Here is a 12,845-nt window from a genome sequence, read left to right as displayed (position 1 = left end):
ATTTCGAAAGGCAGTCCTATGGCTCGCGAATATAAAATCGAAGACTACCGCAATTTCGGTATCATGGCGCATATCGACGCCGGCAAGACCACGACCACCGAGCGTATCCTTTATTACACCGGCAAGTCGCACAAGATCGGCGAAGTTCACGACGGCGCAGCCACGATGGACTGGATGGAGCAGGAGCAGGAGCGTGGCATCACGATCACCTCCGCTGCGACCACGACCTTCTGGAAGGGTCGCGACGGCAAGATGCGCCGCTTCAACATCATCGACACCCCCGGCCACGTCGACTTCACCATCGAAGTCGAACGTTCGCTGCGCGTGCTCGACGGTGCTGTCGCTCTTCTCGACGCCAATGCCGGCGTTGAGCCGCAGACGGAAACCGTCTGGCGCCAGGCCGACAAGTACAACGTTCCGCGCCTGATCTTCTGCAACAAGATGGACAAGACCGGCGCCGATTTCTATCGCTCGGTCGAGATGATCAAGACGCGCCTCGGCGCGACTGCGGTTGTCTGCCAGTTGCCGATCGGCGCTGAAACCGAGTTCAAGGGTATCGTCGATCTGATCGAGATGAACGCTCTCGTCTGGCGCGACGAGTCGCTCGGCGCCCAGTGGGACGTCGTCGAAATCCCGGAAGACCTCAAGGAACGCGCTGAAGAGTTCCGCGAAAAGATGATCGAGACCATCGTCGACATCGACGAAGAAGCCATGGAAAACTATCTGAACGGCGTCATGCCGGACAACGATAAGATCCGTGCGCTCATCCGTCGCGGCACCATCGACGTCAAGTTCTTCCCGATGTTCTGCGGTTCCGCCTTCAAGAACAAGGGTGTTCAGCCGCTCCTCGACGCCGTTGTCGAATTCCTGCCGTCCCCGGCAGACATTCCGGCGATCAAGGGCATCGACGTCAAGACCGAAGCCGAAATCGACCGTCATGCCGATGACAACGAGCCTCTCTCGATGCTCGCTTTCAAGATCATGAACGACCCCTTCGTCGGTTCGCTCACCTTCTGCCGTATCTACTCGGGCAAGCTCGAAAAGGGCGCCGCTCTGTTGAACACGGTCAAGGAAAAGCGCGAGCGCGTCGGCCGTATGCTGCAGATGCACTCGAACTCCCGTGAAGACATCGAAGAAGCCTTCGCTGGCGACATCGTCGCTCTCGCAGGCCTCAAGGAAACCACCACGGGCGACACGCTCTGCGATCCGCTGAAGCCGGTCATCCTCGAGCGCATGGAATTCCCCGAGCCGGTCATCCAGATCGCCATCGAGCCGAAGTCCAAGGGCGACCAGGAAAAGATGGGCCTCGCGCTCAACCGCCTGGCTGCCGAAGACCCGTCCTTCCGCGTCAAGACCGACGAGGAATCCGGCCAGACGATCATCGCCGGCATGGGTGAACTTCACCTCGACATTCTCGTCGACCGCATGCGTCGCGAGTTCAAGGTCGAAGCCACCGTCGGTGCGCCGCAGGTTGCTTACCGTGAAACCATCACGCGCAAGCACGAAGAAGACTACACGCACAAGAAGCAGTCCGGTGGTACCGGCCAGTTCGCGCGCGTCAAGATCGTCTTCGAACCGAACCCGGATGGCGACGACTTCAAGTTCGAATCCAAGATCGTCGGCGGTGCTGTTCCGAAGGAATACATCCCGGGCGTCCAGAAGGGCATCGAAAGCGTTCTGTCTTCCGGTCCGCTGGCTGGCTTCCCGATGCTGGGCGTCAAGGCGACCCTCATCGACGGCGCCTTCCACGACGTCGACTCGTCGGTTCTGGCATTCGAAATCGCCTCCCGCGCCTGCTTCCGTGAAGCAGCCAAGAAGGCCGGTGCCCAGCTCCTCGAGCCGATGATGAAGGTCGAAGTCGTCACGCCGGAAGATTATGTCGGTGACGTCATCGGCGACCTGAACTCCCGTCGCGGCCAGATCCAGGGCCAGGAATCGCGCGGCATTGCCGTCGTGATCAACGCCCACGTGCCGCTCGCGAACATGTTCAAGTACGTCGACAACCTGCGCTCCATGTCCCAAGGCCGCGCGCAGTATTCGATGACCTTCGATCACTACGCACCGGTTCCGACCAACGTCGCAAACGAAATCCAGGCAAAGTACTCCGGTCAGAAGTGACCGGGGTAACCCGCCCAATCAATTAGAGAATAACCCCTGACGGGGATAAGAACGGAGAAGCCGGAAATGGCAAAGAGCAAGTTTGAGCGCAACAAGCCGCACGTCAACATTGGCACGATCGGTCACGTTGACCATGGCAAGACGTCGCTGACGGCCGCGATCACGAAGTACTTCGGCGAGTACAAGGCCTATGACCAGATCGACGCGGCTCCTGAAGAGAAGGCTCGCGGCATCACCATTTCGACGGCGCACGTCGAATATGAGACGCCGGCCCGCCATTATGCCCACGTCGACTGCCCCGGCCACGCCGATTACGTCAAGAACATGATCACCGGTGCTGCCCAGATGGACGGTGCGATCCTGGTCTGCTCGGCAGCCGACGGCCCGATGCCGCAGACCCGCGAGCACATCCTGCTCGCCCGTCAGGTCGGCGTTCCGGCGATCGTCGTGTTCCTCAACAAGGTCGACCAGGTCGACGACGCCGAGCTTCTCGAGCTCGTCGAACTGGAAGTCCGCGAACTTCTGTCGTCCTACGACTTCCCGGGCGACGACATTCCGATCATCAAGGGTTCGGCGCTTGCCGCTCTCGAAGATTCGGACAAGAAGATCGGCGAGGATTCGATCCGCGAGCTGATGGCTGCCGTCGACGCCTACATCCCGACGCCTGAGCGTCCGATCAACATGCCGTTCCTGATGCCGATCGAAGACGTGTTCTCGATCTCGGGTCGTGGTACGGTCGTGACCGGCCGCGTCGAGCGCGGCATCGTCAAGGTCGGCGAAGAAGTCGAGATCGTCGGCATCCGCCCGACCTCGAAGACGACGGTGACCGGCGTTGAAATGTTCCGCAAGCTGCTCGACCAGGGCCAGGCCGGCGACAACATCGGCGCTCTCGTTCGCGGCGTGAACCGTGACGGCGTCGAGCGTGGCCAGATTCTCTGCAAGCCGGGTTCGGTCAAGCCGCACAAGAAGTTCATGGCTGAAGCCTACATCCTGACGAAGGAAGAAGGCGGCCGTCATACGCCGTTCTTCACCAACTACCGTCCGCAGTTCTACTTCCGCACGACGGACGTGACGGGCATCGTGTCGCTGCCGGAAGGCACGGAAATGGTCATGCCGGGCGACAACGTCACGGTTGCCGTCGAGCTGATCGTTCCGATCGCGATGGAAGAAAAGCTGCGCTTCGCGATCCGCGAAGGCGGCCGCACCGTCGGCGCCGGCATCGTCGCCTCGATCATCGAGTAAGTTTTAACGCAAGCGGCCCTGGCCGCTTGCGTATGACACAAAAATGTAGCAAATGGCGCGCGAGCGTGATTTGCCGTCTGCTTCGGGTTCGAGGCGGGCAAGGAACAAACAAGGTGGGCCAAAGGCCCGAAGACTGGAAAGGGACGCCGTATTTCGGTGTCCCCTTCGATCTTTGAAACCGGTGGTCCGCCTTAAGGTAAGAGAACAACCCGTGCCCTATTGGGTTGGCACGTGGATAAACAGACAACAAGGATAACGTCGAATGAACGGCCAAAATATCCGCATTCGCCTGAAGGCGTTCGATCACCGCATTCTCGACGCGTCGACGCGCGAGATCGTGTCGACGGCGAAGCGCACCGGCGCAAGCGTCCGGGGCCCCGTTCCGCTTCCGACCCGCATCGAGAAGTTTACGGTAAACCGGTCCCCCCACATCGACAAGAAGAGCCGCGAGCAGTTCGAGATGCGCACGCACAAGCGCCTTCTCGATATCGTTGACCCGACACCGCAGACGGTGGACGCGCTGATGAAGCTCGACCTCGCCGCTGGTGTCGATGTTGAGATCAAGCTCTGAGACTTTTGTCTCGGGCTGAGTGAGAAGGATTGAACCGATGCGTTCAGGTGTAATTGCACAGAAGGTGGGAATGACGCGCGTCTATAACGACGCAGGCGAGCATGTCCCTGTAACCGTATTGCGGTTGGAAAACTGCCAGGTCGTGGCTCAGCGCACCGTAGACAAGAACGGCTACACTGCCGTTCAGCTGGGTGCCGGCACCGCCAAGGTGAAGAACACGACCAAGGCGCTGCGCGGCCATTTCGCCGTTGCCGAAGTCGAGCCGAAGGCGAAGCTCGTCGAGTTTCGCGTTTCCGAAGACAATCTGATCGACGTCGGCACCGAGCTGACGGCAGGTCACTTTACGGCGGGTCAGCTGGTGGACGTCACCGGTACCTCGATCGGTAAGGGTTTCGCCGGCGCCATGAAGCGCCACAACTTCGGTGGTCTCCGCGCCACGCACGGTGTGTCCGTTTCGCACCGTTCGCATGGTTCGACTGGTAACAACCAGGATCCGGGCAAGGTCTGGAAGGGCAAGCGCATGGCTGGTCACATGGGCCAGACGCGTATCACCACCCAGAACCTCGAAGTCGTTTCCACCGACGAGAACCGTGGCCTGATCCTCGTCAAGGGTGCCGTTCCCGGCTCCAAGGGCGCTTGGATCGTCGTTCGCGATGCCGTCAAGTCGGCCGCGAAGTAAGGGAGCCAAGCACATGGAATTTAACGTCAAGACCCTCGAGGGAAAAGACGCCGGCAAGGTAGCCCTGTCGGACGAGATTTTCGGCCTCGATCCCCGCGAAGACATTCTGGCCCGCATGGTTCGTTGGCAGCTCGCCAAGAAGCAGCAGGGCACGCACAAGACCAAGGGTCGTGCTGAAGTCTCCCGCACCGGCGCCAAGATGTACAAGCAGAAGGGTACGGGCCGCGCTCGTCACCATTCGGCTCGCGCTCCGCAGTTCCGCGGCGGCGGCAAGGCTCACGGCCCGGTCGTTCGCAGCCACGAGCATGACCTTCCCAAGAAGGTTCGCGCGCTGGCTCTCCGTCACGCCCTCTCTGCAAAGATGAAGGCTGAAGACATCATCATCGTCGACAACCTGGTTGCCGCCGAAGCAAAGACCAAGGCGCTTGCCGGTTCCTTCGCTTCGCTCGGCCTCACCAACGTGTTGTTCATCGGCGGCGTTGAGCTCGACAGCAACTTCAAGCTCGCAGCCCAGAACATCCCGAACGTCGATGTTCTGCCGGTTCAGGGCATCAATGTTTACGACATCCTGCGTCGCGGCAAGCTGGTGCTTTCCAAGGCCGCGGTGGAAGCTCTAGAGGAGCGTTTCAAGTGACCGACATCCGCCACTATGATGTGATCGTATCTCCCTCGATCACCGAAAAGTCGACGCTGGTATCCGAACAGAACCAGGTCGTCTTCAACGTTGCCAAGACTGCTTCCAAGCCGGAAATCAAGGCTGCCGTAGAGGCGCTGTTCGGTGTGAAGGTCACGGCCGTCAACACGCTTGTCCGCAAGGGCAAGGTAAAGCGGTTCCGTGGCTTCATCGGCAAGCAGAAGGACGTCAAGAAGGCTGTCGTCACCCTGGCCGAAGGTCAGACGATCGACGTCTCCACCGGTCTCTGAGGTATAAGATAATGGCATTGAAAAGCTACAACCCGACGACCCCGAGCCAGCGTCAGCTGGTCATCGTCGACCGGTCCGGCCTCTGGAAGGGTAAGCCCGTCAAGAAGCTCACCGAGGGTCTCTCCAAGAGCGGCGGCCGCAACAACTACGGCCGCATCACCGCCCGCTTCATCGGCGGCGGTCACAAGCGTACCTATCGCCTGATCGACTTCAAGCGTCGCAAGTTCGACGTCGAAGGCACGGTCGAGCGTCTGGAATACGATCCGAACCGTACAGCCTTCATCGCTCTCGTCACCTATACCGACGGTGAGCAGGCCTACATCCTGGCTCCGCAGCGTCTTGCTGCCGGCGACAAGGTGATCGCGTCCGAAAAGGCCGTCGACGTAAAGCCCGGCAACACCATGCCGCTGCAGTACATCCCGGTCGGCTCGATCGTTCACAACGTCGAAATGAAGCCGGGCAAGGGTGGCCAGATGGCTCGCTCCGCAGGCACCTACGTTCAGCTCGTCGGCCGCGATGCCGGCATGGCGATCCTGCGCCTGAACTCCGGCGAACAGCGCCTCGTACCGGGCTCCTGCCTGGCTTCGATCGGTGCGGTTTCCAACCCGGATCACGGCAACATCAACGACGGCAAGGCCGGTCGTACCGTCTGGCGCGGCAAGCGTCCGCATAACCGCGGCGTCGTCATGAACCCGGTCGACCATCCGCACGGCGGTGGTGAAGGCCGCACCTCGGGTGGCCGTCATCCGGTCAGCCCCTGGGGCAAGCCGACCAAGGGCAAGCGCACACGTTCGAACAAGTCCACGGACAAGTTCATCATGCGTTCGCGCCACCAGCGCAAGAAGTAAGAGAGGAAGTCACTAATGGCTCGTTCAGTATGGAAAGGTCCGTTTGTTGACGGCTATCTTCTCAAGAAGGCTGAGAAGGTGCGCGAAGGCGGACGGAGTGAAGTAATCAAGATGTGGACCCGCCGGTCCACTATCCTGCCGCAGTTCGTTGGTCTGACGTTCGGCGTCTACAACGGCAGCAAGCACATTCCGGTCAGCGTCAACGAAGACATGGTCGGACACAAGTTCGGTGAATTCGCTCCCACCCGTACCTATTACGGTCACGGCGCGGACAAGAAGGCGAAGAGGAAGTAATCATGGCGAAGGCTAAGACCGAACGCCGGCTGAAGGATAACGAGGCGCAGGCAGTTGCGCGCACGCTCCGCGTCAGCCCCCAGAAGCTGAACCTCGTTGCCGCCATGATCCGCGGCAAGAAGGTCGAACGCGCGCTTGCGGAACTTGAATTCTCGCGCAAGCGCATCGCCGGCACGGTGAAGAAGACCCTCGAGTCTGCAATCGCCAATGCCGAAAACAACCATGACCTCGACGTCGACGCGTTGATCGTTTCGGAAGCCTATGTAGGCAAGTCGATCGTGATGAAGCGCTTCCACGCTCGCGGCCGCGGCCGTGCATCGCGGATCGAGAAGCCTTTCTCGCATCTGACGATCGTCGTCCGCGAAGTCGAGGAAAAAGGGGAGGCTGCATAATGGGCCAGAAAATTAATCCGATCGGTTTCCGCCTCGGCATTAACCGCACCTGGGACAGCCGTTGGTTCGCCGACAACGCGGAATACGGTCAGCTCCTCCATGAGGACCTGAAGATCCGCGCCTACCTGATGCAGGAGCTGAAGCAGGCCGGTATCGCCAAGGTGGTCATCGAGCGTCCGCACAAGAAGTGCCGCGTCACGATCCACTCGGCTCGTCCGGGCCTGATCATCGGCAAGAAGGGCGCTGACATCGAGAAGCTTCGCAAGAAGATCGCGACGATGACCAATTCGGAAACGCATCTCAACATCGTTGAAGTGCGCAAGCCGGAAATCGACTCGACGCTCGTCGCCCAGTCGATCGCCCAGCAGCTCGAGCGTCGCGTGGCCTTCCGCCGTGCGATGAAGCGTGCCGTTCAGTCGGCCATGCGTCTCGGTGCCGAAGGCATCAAGATCACCTGCGCCGGCCGTCTCGGCGGTGCTGAAATCGCCCGCACCGAATGGTACCGCGAAGGTCGCGTTCCGCTTCACACGCTGCGTGCAGACATCGACTACGGTACGGCGGAAGCCGAAACCGCATTCGGCATCTGCGGCATCAAGGTCTGGATCTTCAAGGGCGAAATCCTTGAGCACGATCCGATGGCTTCTGAACGTCGCGCCATGGAAGGCGATGCCCAGGGTCCCGCAAGCCGCGAACGCGGCGATCGTGGTGACCGTGGCGATCGCCGCCGCGAAAACGCTTGATCAACGCTGGCGAAAGATAAGCTCGGAGAAGTAAGAAAATGTTGCAGCCAAAGCGTACCAAGTACCGCAAGCAGTTCAAGGGTCGCATCAAGGGTGTGGCCAAGGGCGGCTTCGACCTGGCCTTCGGTGAATTTGGTCTGAAGTCCCAGGAACCTAACCGCGTCAACGCCCGCGAGATCGAAGCGGCCCGCCGCGCGATCACCCGCGCGATGAAGCGCGCCGGCCGTGTCTGGATCCGCGTGTTCCCGGACGTTCCGGTCACCGCAAAGCCGACCGAAGTCCGCATGGGTAAGGGTAAGGGCGGCGTCGAATACTGGGCTTGCAAGGTCAAGCCCGGTCGCATGATGTTCGAGATCGACGGTGTTTCCGAGGAGCTCGCCCGCGAGGCGCTTCGTCTCGGTGCTGCCAAGCTCTCGGTCAAGACGCGCTTCGTACAGCGCATCGCAGAGTAAGGAGCAAGGCACATGAAAGCCGAAGACGTTCGCGGCCTCACGGCCGATCAGCTCAAGGACAAGCTCGCCGACCTGAAGAAGGAGCAGTTCAACCTGCGCTTCCAGAAGGCAACCGGCCAGCTCGAGAAGTCCTCGCGCATCACCGAAGTTCGCAAGGACATCGCCCGCGTGAAAACCATTGCCCGCCAGAAGGCGGCAGAAGCCAAGGCCTAAGGAAAAATAATATGCCGAAACGCATTCTGCAGGGCGTCGTAGTTTCCGACAAGAACGAGAAGACCGTTGTTGTCCGGGTCGAGCGCCGCTTCGCGCATCCGCTGCTTCAGAAGACGGTCCGCCGTTCCAAGAAGTACAAGGCGCATGACGAGAACAACCAGTACAAGGTAGGTGACGTCGTTTCCATCGAGGAATGCGCGCCGATCTCCAAGGACAAGACCTGGACGGTTATTTCCGCCCAGGCTTAATTTGCTTCGGACTGCGTCTGGGCCTTGCGCCCAGCGCAGAATCCTGTATGAAGCACCCCACTGGCGCAGGACGCTCGGAAACGAGCGTTCTTTTGCTTTGAGCGCAGGGAAGGTCCTTTTTAAGGAAACCACCTTGGCAAGACCCCACCCGCGCACAACGAGATTCTGTCCATAAGCCGAAACGGGGCGTTTTTAACGCCCGGTCGTTTCGGTCATTAGAAAAAGGCGACCTGACATGATTCAGATGCAAACAAACCTCGACGTGGCGGATAATTCCGGCGCACGTCGTGTCATGTGCATCAAGGTGCTGGGCGGCTCCAAGCGCAAGTACGCTTCCATCGGCGACATCATTGTCGTTTCGATCAAGGAAGCCATCCCGCGCGGCCGCGTCAAGAAGGGTGACGTGATGAAGGCGGTTGTTGTGCGTACCGCCAAGGACATCCGTCGGCCGGACGGCAGCGTCATCCGCTTCGACAACAACGCAGCGGTCCTCATCGACAACAAGAAAGAGCCGATCGGCACCCGTATCTTCGGACCGGTTCCGCGCGAACTTCGCGCCAAGAACCACATGAAGATCATCTCGCTGGCTCCGGAAGTACTGTAAGGAGCTCATGCGATGAACAAGATCAAGAAGGGCGACAGCGTCGTCGTACTCGCCGGCAAGGACAAGGGCCGTACCGGCGAAGTCCTTCAGGTTATGCCGAAGGAAGACCGCGCCGTCGTGCGTGGCATCAACATGGTGAAGCGCCACCAGCGTCAGTCTCAGACGCAGGAAGCCGGCATCATCAACAAGGAAGCGTCCATTCACCTGTCGAACATCGCGATCGTCGCGAAAGACGGCAAGCCGACCCGCGTTGGCTTCTCCGTCATCGACGGCAAGAAGGTGCGTGTAGCCAAGCGTACGGGAGATGTGATCGATGGCTGAGGCAAAGTATGAGCCGCGGCTCAAGGTGGAATACAATTCCCGTATCCGCGCCGCGTTGAAGGAGCAGTTCTCCTACACCAACGACATGATGATCCCCAAGCTGGACAAGATCGTCATCAACATGGGTGTTGGCGAAGCGACGGCCGACTCGAAGAAGCCTTCCGTGGCTGCCGCCGACCTGGCCGCCATTGCCGGCCAGAAGCCGGTCATCACCAAGGCGCGGAACTCGATCGCGGGCTTCAAGGTTCGCGAATTCATGCCGATCGGTGCCAAGGTCACGCTTCGCGGCGCCCGCATGTACGAATTCCTGGATCGTCTGGTCAACATCGCGCTTCCGCGCGTTCGAGACTTTCGCGGCCTGAACCCGAAAAGCTTTGACGGCCGTGGCAACTTCGCCATGGGCATCAAGGAACACATTGTGTTCCCAGAGATCAACTACGACAAGGTTGATCAGATGTGGGGCATGGACATCATCGTTTGCACGACGGCTACCAAGGACGACGAAGCACGGGCTCTCCTGAAAGAGTTCAACTTCCCGTTCCGCCAGTAACCGTAACGACGAGCGTTTAGAAGGAACTCCCATATGGCGAAAACCAGCGCAGTTGAAAAGAACAAGCGCCGCCGCAAGACAGTTGCCAACCAGGCCGCCAAGCGTGCGACCCTGAAGGCAACCATCATGAACCAGGAACTTTCGATCGAAGAACGGTTCAAGGCAACCCTGAAGCTCGCTTCCCTGCCGCGCGATGGCTCGAAGACGCGTATCCGCAACCGCTGCGAAGTCACCGGTCGCCCGCGCGCTTTCTATCGCAAGCTCAGAATGTCGCGTATCGCGCTTCGTGAGCTCGGCAATCTCGGCAAGGTGCCGGGCATCGTCAAGTCGAGCTGGTAAGGAGATCGTTAGATGACCATGACTGATCCCTTGGGCGATATGCTCACCCGCATCCGCAACGGCGCAGCCCGCCGCAAGTCGACCGTTTCCACGCCTGCTTCCAAGCTGCGTGCCCGCGTTCTCGACGTTCTGCAGGCTGAAGGCTATATCCGCGGTTATTCGGAAATCGACTACGGTAACGGCAAGGCCGAGATCGAAATCGAACTCAAGTACTACGAAGGCGCGTCGGTGATCCGTGAGATCGGCCGCGTGTCCAAGCCGGGCCGCCGGGTTTATGTCTCGGTAAAGTCCATTCCGCAGGTCGCGAACGGCCTCGGCATCACCATCCTTTCGACTCCGAAGGGCGTGATGGCCGATCACCAGGCTCGCGAACAGAACGTTGGTGGCGAGGTTCTCTGCTCTGTCTTCTAAGGCAGGGCAGGGGAACTCCATAGCGAACAGACAGGATTGAAACATGTCTCGTATCGGTAAAAAACCCGTTCCGGTTCCTGCAGGGATCACGGCCACTGTTGATGGCCAGAAAGTGACTGCCAAGGGCCCGAAGGGTGAGCTTTTCTTCGTCGCAAACGACGAGATCAAGCTGGAACTCGAAAACAATGCTGTCTCGGTGACCCCGGTCAACGACAGCAAGGATGCTCGCTCGAAGTGGGGCATGTCCCGCACGATGATCGAAAACATCTTCAAGGGTGTGAAGGACGGTTTTGAGCGTAAGCTTGAAATCAACGGCGTTGGTTACCGCGCATCTCTGCAGGGCAAGAACCTGCAGCTGGCGCTTGGTTTTTCCCACGACGTGGTCTACCAGACCCCGGAAGGCATCACCATTGCCGTGCCGAAGCCGACGGAAATCGTCGTCACCGGCATCAATAAGCAGCAGGTCGGTCAGGTTGCCGCGGAGATCCGTGAATACCGCGGTCCAGAGCCTTACAAGGGCAAAGGCGTCAAGTACGCTGAGGAACGGATCGTCCGCAAGGAAGGCAAGAAGAAGTAAGGACGACGGATCATGGCTACCAGAAAAGAAGCACTCACAAAGCGTGCGAGCCGTGTTCGCCGCCAGATCAAGAAGGTCGCAAACGGCCGTCCGCGTCTGTCGGTTCATCGCTCGTCCAAGAACATCTATGTCCAGGTCATCGACGACGTGGCCGGCCGCACGCTTGCTGCCGCCTCCACGCTCGACGCTGGTCTGCGCGCCTCGCTGAAGACCGGCGCTGACGTTGCGGCTGCTGCTGCTGTCGGCAAGCTGGTTGCGGAACGCGCCACCAAGGCCGGCGTGACGGAAGTCGTGTTCGATCGCGGCGCCTTCATCTATCACGGCCGTATCAAGGCCCTGGCCGAAGCTGCCCGCGAAGGCGGTCTGAGCTTCTAAGAATTTTCGCCCGCATCCCTGAAATAGGGGAGGCGGGCGAAATGCGGTTCGCCGCACGCATCAGTCGTCCCATCCTAGTCCTTCGTGGGCAGGGGATGGTTGGCTCCCGGAAATTGCCCATTGCACCCGGAAAAGAAAAAGGAAAAGAACAATGGCACAAGAAAGAAGAGGCCAGCGCGAAGATCGCCAGAGCCGCGAAGAGCGCGATAGCGAATTCGTCGACAAGCTGGTCGCGATCAACCGCGTCGCCAAGGTCGTCAAGGGCGGCCGTCGTTTTGGTTTTGCAGCTCTCGTCGTCGTCGGCGACCAGAAGGGCCGCGTCGGCTTCGGCCATGGCAAGGCACGCGAAGTGCCGGAAGCCATCCGCAAGGCGACCGAAAGCGCAAAGCGCGATCTGATCTTCGTTCCCCTGCGTGATGGCCGTACGCTGCATCACGATGTCAACGGCCGTCACGGCGCCGGCAAGGTTCTGCTGCGCTCGGCCAAGGCTGGTACCGGCATCATCGCCGGCGGCCCGATGCGCGCCGTATTCGAAACGCTCGGCGTCCATGACGTCGTTGCCAAGTCGACCGGTTCGTCGAACCCCTACAACATGGTTCGCGCCACGTTCGACGCCCTGAAGCATCAGGTGCATCCGAAGGACGTAGCAGCTCAGCGCGGCATCAAGTATGCAACGCTGCAGTCTCGCCGCGCCGCTTCCGGCAATGCGCAGGAAGAATAAGGAGAGCGATAATGGCCAAGAAAGCCACCCAGGCAGAAGCCAAGAAGACGGTTACGGTCGAGCAGACCGGTAGCCCCATCCGCCGCCCGGCCGTGCAGCGTCAGACGCTCATCGGTCTCGGCCTCAACAAGATGCACCGGACCCGTACGTTGGAAGATACTCCTTCCGTTCGTGGCATGATCCGGGCTGTCCAGCATCTCGTTCGCGTCGTCGACGAGAAGTGAGA

22 protein-coding genes are annotated in these 12,845 nt (G+C 60.0%); all 22 read left to right on the top strand.

The features are described 5' to 3' along the window. Window positions 1–18: 18 nt before the first annotated feature. The 22 genes from fusA (at window position 19) to rpmD (ending at window position 12,843) form a co-directional block, all read left to right on the top strand. Complete coding sequence (fusA, locus tag ACZ9EJ_RS10595; protein ID WP_037088445.1) at window positions 19–2,118, top strand: elongation factor G; 2,100 nt, start codon at window positions 19–21, stop codon at window positions 2,116–2,118. A 66-nt stretch (window positions 2,119–2,184) separates the two neighbouring features. After that, window positions 2,185–3,360: an elongation factor Tu gene (tuf, locus tag ACZ9EJ_RS10590; protein ID WP_037088622.1), complete on the top strand. Its 1,176-nt coding sequence runs from the start codon at window positions 2,185–2,187 to the stop codon at window positions 3,358–3,360. A gap of 262 nt (window positions 3,361–3,622) precedes the next feature. Beyond that, window positions 3,623–3,931, top strand: coding sequence for a 30S ribosomal protein S10 (rpsJ, locus tag ACZ9EJ_RS10585; RefSeq protein ID WP_003547547.1), 309 nt, complete (start codon window positions 3,623–3,625; stop codon window positions 3,929–3,931). Between the two features lie 37 nt (window positions 3,932–3,968). Beyond that, entirely contained in the window at window positions 3,969–4,610 is a 642-nt protein-coding gene (rplC, locus tag ACZ9EJ_RS10580) for a 50S ribosomal protein L3 (protein ID WP_037084734.1), read from the top strand. Window positions 4,611–4,623: 13 nt separating this feature from the next. After that, window positions 4,624–5,244, top strand: coding sequence for a 50S ribosomal protein L4 (rplD, locus tag ACZ9EJ_RS10575; protein WP_037084733.1), 621 nt, complete (start codon window positions 4,624–4,626; stop codon window positions 5,242–5,244). Beyond that, window positions 5,241–5,534, top strand: a complete 294-nt coding sequence (locus ACZ9EJ_RS10570; protein WP_007761057.1) for a 50S ribosomal protein L23 — start codon at window positions 5,241–5,243, stop codon at window positions 5,532–5,534. Before rplD ends, ACZ9EJ_RS10570 begins: the two co-directional genes overlap by 4 nt. An 11-nt stretch (window positions 5,535–5,545) precedes the next feature. Continuing rightward, window positions 5,546–6,382 carry a 50S ribosomal protein L2 gene (gene rplB / locus ACZ9EJ_RS10565; RefSeq protein WP_037084730.1) on the top strand — a complete coding sequence of 279 codons (837 nt, stop codon included), beginning with the start codon at window positions 5,546–5,548 and terminating at the stop codon, window positions 6,380–6,382. A gap of 15 nt (window positions 6,383–6,397) precedes the next feature. Beyond that, entirely contained in the window at window positions 6,398–6,676 is a 279-nt protein-coding gene (rpsS, locus tag ACZ9EJ_RS10560) for a 30S ribosomal protein S19 (protein ID WP_007770151.1), read from the top strand. A gap of 2 nt (window positions 6,677–6,678) precedes the next feature. Continuing rightward, complete coding sequence (gene rplV / locus ACZ9EJ_RS10555; RefSeq protein ID WP_007770149.1) at window positions 6,679–7,068, top strand: 50S ribosomal protein L22; 390 nt, start codon at window positions 6,679–6,681, stop codon at window positions 7,066–7,068. Next, entirely contained in the window at window positions 7,068–7,808 is a 741-nt protein-coding gene (gene rpsC, locus ACZ9EJ_RS10550) for a 30S ribosomal protein S3 (protein WP_046635344.1), read from the top strand. Before rplV ends, rpsC begins: the two co-directional genes overlap by 1 nt. 38 nt (window positions 7,809–7,846) lie before the next feature. Then, complete coding sequence (rplP, locus tag ACZ9EJ_RS10545; protein WP_007770145.1) at window positions 7,847–8,260, top strand: 50S ribosomal protein L16; 414 nt, start codon at window positions 7,847–7,849, stop codon at window positions 8,258–8,260. Between the two features lie 12 nt (window positions 8,261–8,272). Further along, window positions 8,273–8,473, top strand: coding sequence for a 50S ribosomal protein L29 (gene rpmC / locus ACZ9EJ_RS10540; RefSeq protein WP_007770142.1), 201 nt, complete (start codon window positions 8,273–8,275; stop codon window positions 8,471–8,473). 11 nt (window positions 8,474–8,484) lie between these two features. Next, entirely contained in the window at window positions 8,485–8,721 is a 237-nt protein-coding gene (rpsQ, locus tag ACZ9EJ_RS10535; protein ID WP_038585841.1) for a 30S ribosomal protein S17, read from the top strand. A 235-nt stretch (window positions 8,722–8,956) separates the two neighbouring features. After that, on the top strand, window positions 8,957–9,325 hold the full coding sequence (gene rplN / locus ACZ9EJ_RS10530) for a 50S ribosomal protein L14 (RefSeq protein WP_007770138.1): 369 nt from the start codon (window positions 8,957–8,959) through the stop codon (window positions 9,323–9,325). A 12-nt stretch (window positions 9,326–9,337) separates the two neighbouring features. After that, window positions 9,338–9,646, top strand: a complete 309-nt coding sequence (gene rplX / locus ACZ9EJ_RS10525; RefSeq protein WP_046635342.1) for a 50S ribosomal protein L24 — start codon at window positions 9,338–9,340, stop codon at window positions 9,644–9,646. Then, entirely contained in the window at window positions 9,639–10,196 is a 558-nt protein-coding gene (gene rplE / locus ACZ9EJ_RS10520; RefSeq protein WP_046635341.1) for a 50S ribosomal protein L5, read from the top strand. The genes rplX and rplE overlap by 8 nt, the downstream gene beginning before the upstream one ends. Before the next feature lie 33 nt (window positions 10,197–10,229). After that, window positions 10,230–10,535 carry a 30S ribosomal protein S14 gene (gene rpsN / locus ACZ9EJ_RS10515; RefSeq protein WP_007770129.1) on the top strand — a complete coding sequence of 102 codons (306 nt, stop codon included), beginning with the start codon at window positions 10,230–10,232 and terminating at the stop codon, window positions 10,533–10,535. 12 nt (window positions 10,536–10,547) lie between these two features. Then, entirely contained in the window at window positions 10,548–10,946 is a 399-nt protein-coding gene (gene rpsH / locus ACZ9EJ_RS10510) for a 30S ribosomal protein S8 (RefSeq protein WP_037084724.1), read from the top strand. A 43-nt stretch (window positions 10,947–10,989) separates the two neighbouring features. Further along, window positions 10,990–11,523 carry a 50S ribosomal protein L6 gene (rplF, locus tag ACZ9EJ_RS10505; protein ID WP_046635340.1) on the top strand — a complete coding sequence of 178 codons (534 nt, stop codon included), beginning with the start codon at window positions 10,990–10,992 and terminating at the stop codon, window positions 11,521–11,523. 12 nt (window positions 11,524–11,535) lie between these two features. After that, entirely contained in the window at window positions 11,536–11,898 is a 363-nt protein-coding gene (rplR, locus tag ACZ9EJ_RS10500) for a 50S ribosomal protein L18 (RefSeq protein WP_037084721.1), read from the top strand. A 151-nt stretch (window positions 11,899–12,049) separates the two neighbouring features. Further along, the gene (rpsE, locus tag ACZ9EJ_RS10495; protein WP_037084719.1) at window positions 12,050–12,619 is read left to right on the top strand and encodes a 30S ribosomal protein S5; all 570 of its coding nucleotides are present in this window, start codon (window positions 12,050–12,052) and stop codon (window positions 12,617–12,619) included. 11 nt (window positions 12,620–12,630) lie between these two features. Next, a complete protein-coding gene (gene rpmD, locus ACZ9EJ_RS10490) occupies window positions 12,631–12,843 on the top strand; it encodes a 50S ribosomal protein L30 (protein WP_037084714.1) in 213 nt (70 codons plus the stop codon). Window positions 12,844–12,845: the final 2 nt, after the last annotated feature.

It is taken from the genome of Neorhizobium sp. USDA 3394, assembly GCF_056280385.1.
This window is presented reverse-complemented; position numbering and strand designations above follow the sequence as displayed.

Excerpts from the sequence above, each read along its gene's own strand:
- fusA (WP_037088445.1), top strand. The coding sequence starts at position 19 with ATGGCTCGCGAATATAAAATCGAAGACTACCGCAATTTCGGTATCATG.
- tuf (WP_037088622.1), top strand. The coding sequence starts at position 2,185 with ATGGCAAAGAGCAAGTTTGAGCGCAACAAGCCGCACGTCAACATTGGC.
- rpsJ (WP_003547547.1), top strand. The coding sequence starts at position 3,623 with ATGAACGGCCAAAATATCCGCATTCGCCTGAAGGCGTTCGATCACCGC.
- rplC (WP_037084734.1), top strand. The coding sequence starts at position 3,969 with ATGCGTTCAGGTGTAATTGCACAGAAGGTGGGAATGACGCGCGTCTAT.
- rplD (WP_037084733.1), top strand. The coding sequence starts at position 4,624 with ATGGAATTTAACGTCAAGACCCTCGAGGGAAAAGACGCCGGCAAGGTA.
- rplB (WP_037084730.1), top strand. The coding sequence starts at position 5,546 with ATGGCATTGAAAAGCTACAACCCGACGACCCCGAGCCAGCGTCAGCTG.
- rpsS (WP_007770151.1), top strand. The coding sequence starts at position 6,398 with ATGGCTCGTTCAGTATGGAAAGGTCCGTTTGTTGACGGCTATCTTCTC.
- rplV (WP_007770149.1), top strand. The coding sequence starts at position 6,679 with ATGGCGAAGGCTAAGACCGAACGCCGGCTGAAGGATAACGAGGCGCAG.
- rpsC (WP_046635344.1), top strand. The coding sequence starts at position 7,068 with ATGGGCCAGAAAATTAATCCGATCGGTTTCCGCCTCGGCATTAACCGC.
- rplP (WP_007770145.1), top strand. The coding sequence starts at position 7,847 with ATGTTGCAGCCAAAGCGTACCAAGTACCGCAAGCAGTTCAAGGGTCGC.
- rpmC (WP_007770142.1), top strand. The coding sequence starts at position 8,273 with ATGAAAGCCGAAGACGTTCGCGGCCTCACGGCCGATCAGCTCAAGGAC.
- rpsQ (WP_038585841.1), top strand. The coding sequence starts at position 8,485 with ATGCCGAAACGCATTCTGCAGGGCGTCGTAGTTTCCGACAAGAACGAG.
- rplN (WP_007770138.1), top strand. The coding sequence starts at position 8,957 with ATGATTCAGATGCAAACAAACCTCGACGTGGCGGATAATTCCGGCGCA.
- rplX (WP_046635342.1), top strand. The coding sequence starts at position 9,338 with ATGAACAAGATCAAGAAGGGCGACAGCGTCGTCGTACTCGCCGGCAAG.
- rplE (WP_046635341.1), top strand. The coding sequence starts at position 9,639 with ATGGCTGAGGCAAAGTATGAGCCGCGGCTCAAGGTGGAATACAATTCC.
- rpsN (WP_007770129.1), top strand. The coding sequence starts at position 10,230 with ATGGCGAAAACCAGCGCAGTTGAAAAGAACAAGCGCCGCCGCAAGACA.
- rpsH (WP_037084724.1), top strand. The coding sequence starts at position 10,548 with ATGACCATGACTGATCCCTTGGGCGATATGCTCACCCGCATCCGCAAC.
- rplF (WP_046635340.1), top strand. The coding sequence starts at position 10,990 with ATGTCTCGTATCGGTAAAAAACCCGTTCCGGTTCCTGCAGGGATCACG.
- rplR (WP_037084721.1), top strand. The coding sequence starts at position 11,536 with ATGGCTACCAGAAAAGAAGCACTCACAAAGCGTGCGAGCCGTGTTCGC.
- rpsE (WP_037084719.1), top strand. The coding sequence starts at position 12,050 with ATGGCACAAGAAAGAAGAGGCCAGCGCGAAGATCGCCAGAGCCGCGAA.
- rpmD (WP_037084714.1), top strand. The coding sequence starts at position 12,631 with ATGGCCAAGAAAGCCACCCAGGCAGAAGCCAAGAAGACGGTTACGGTC.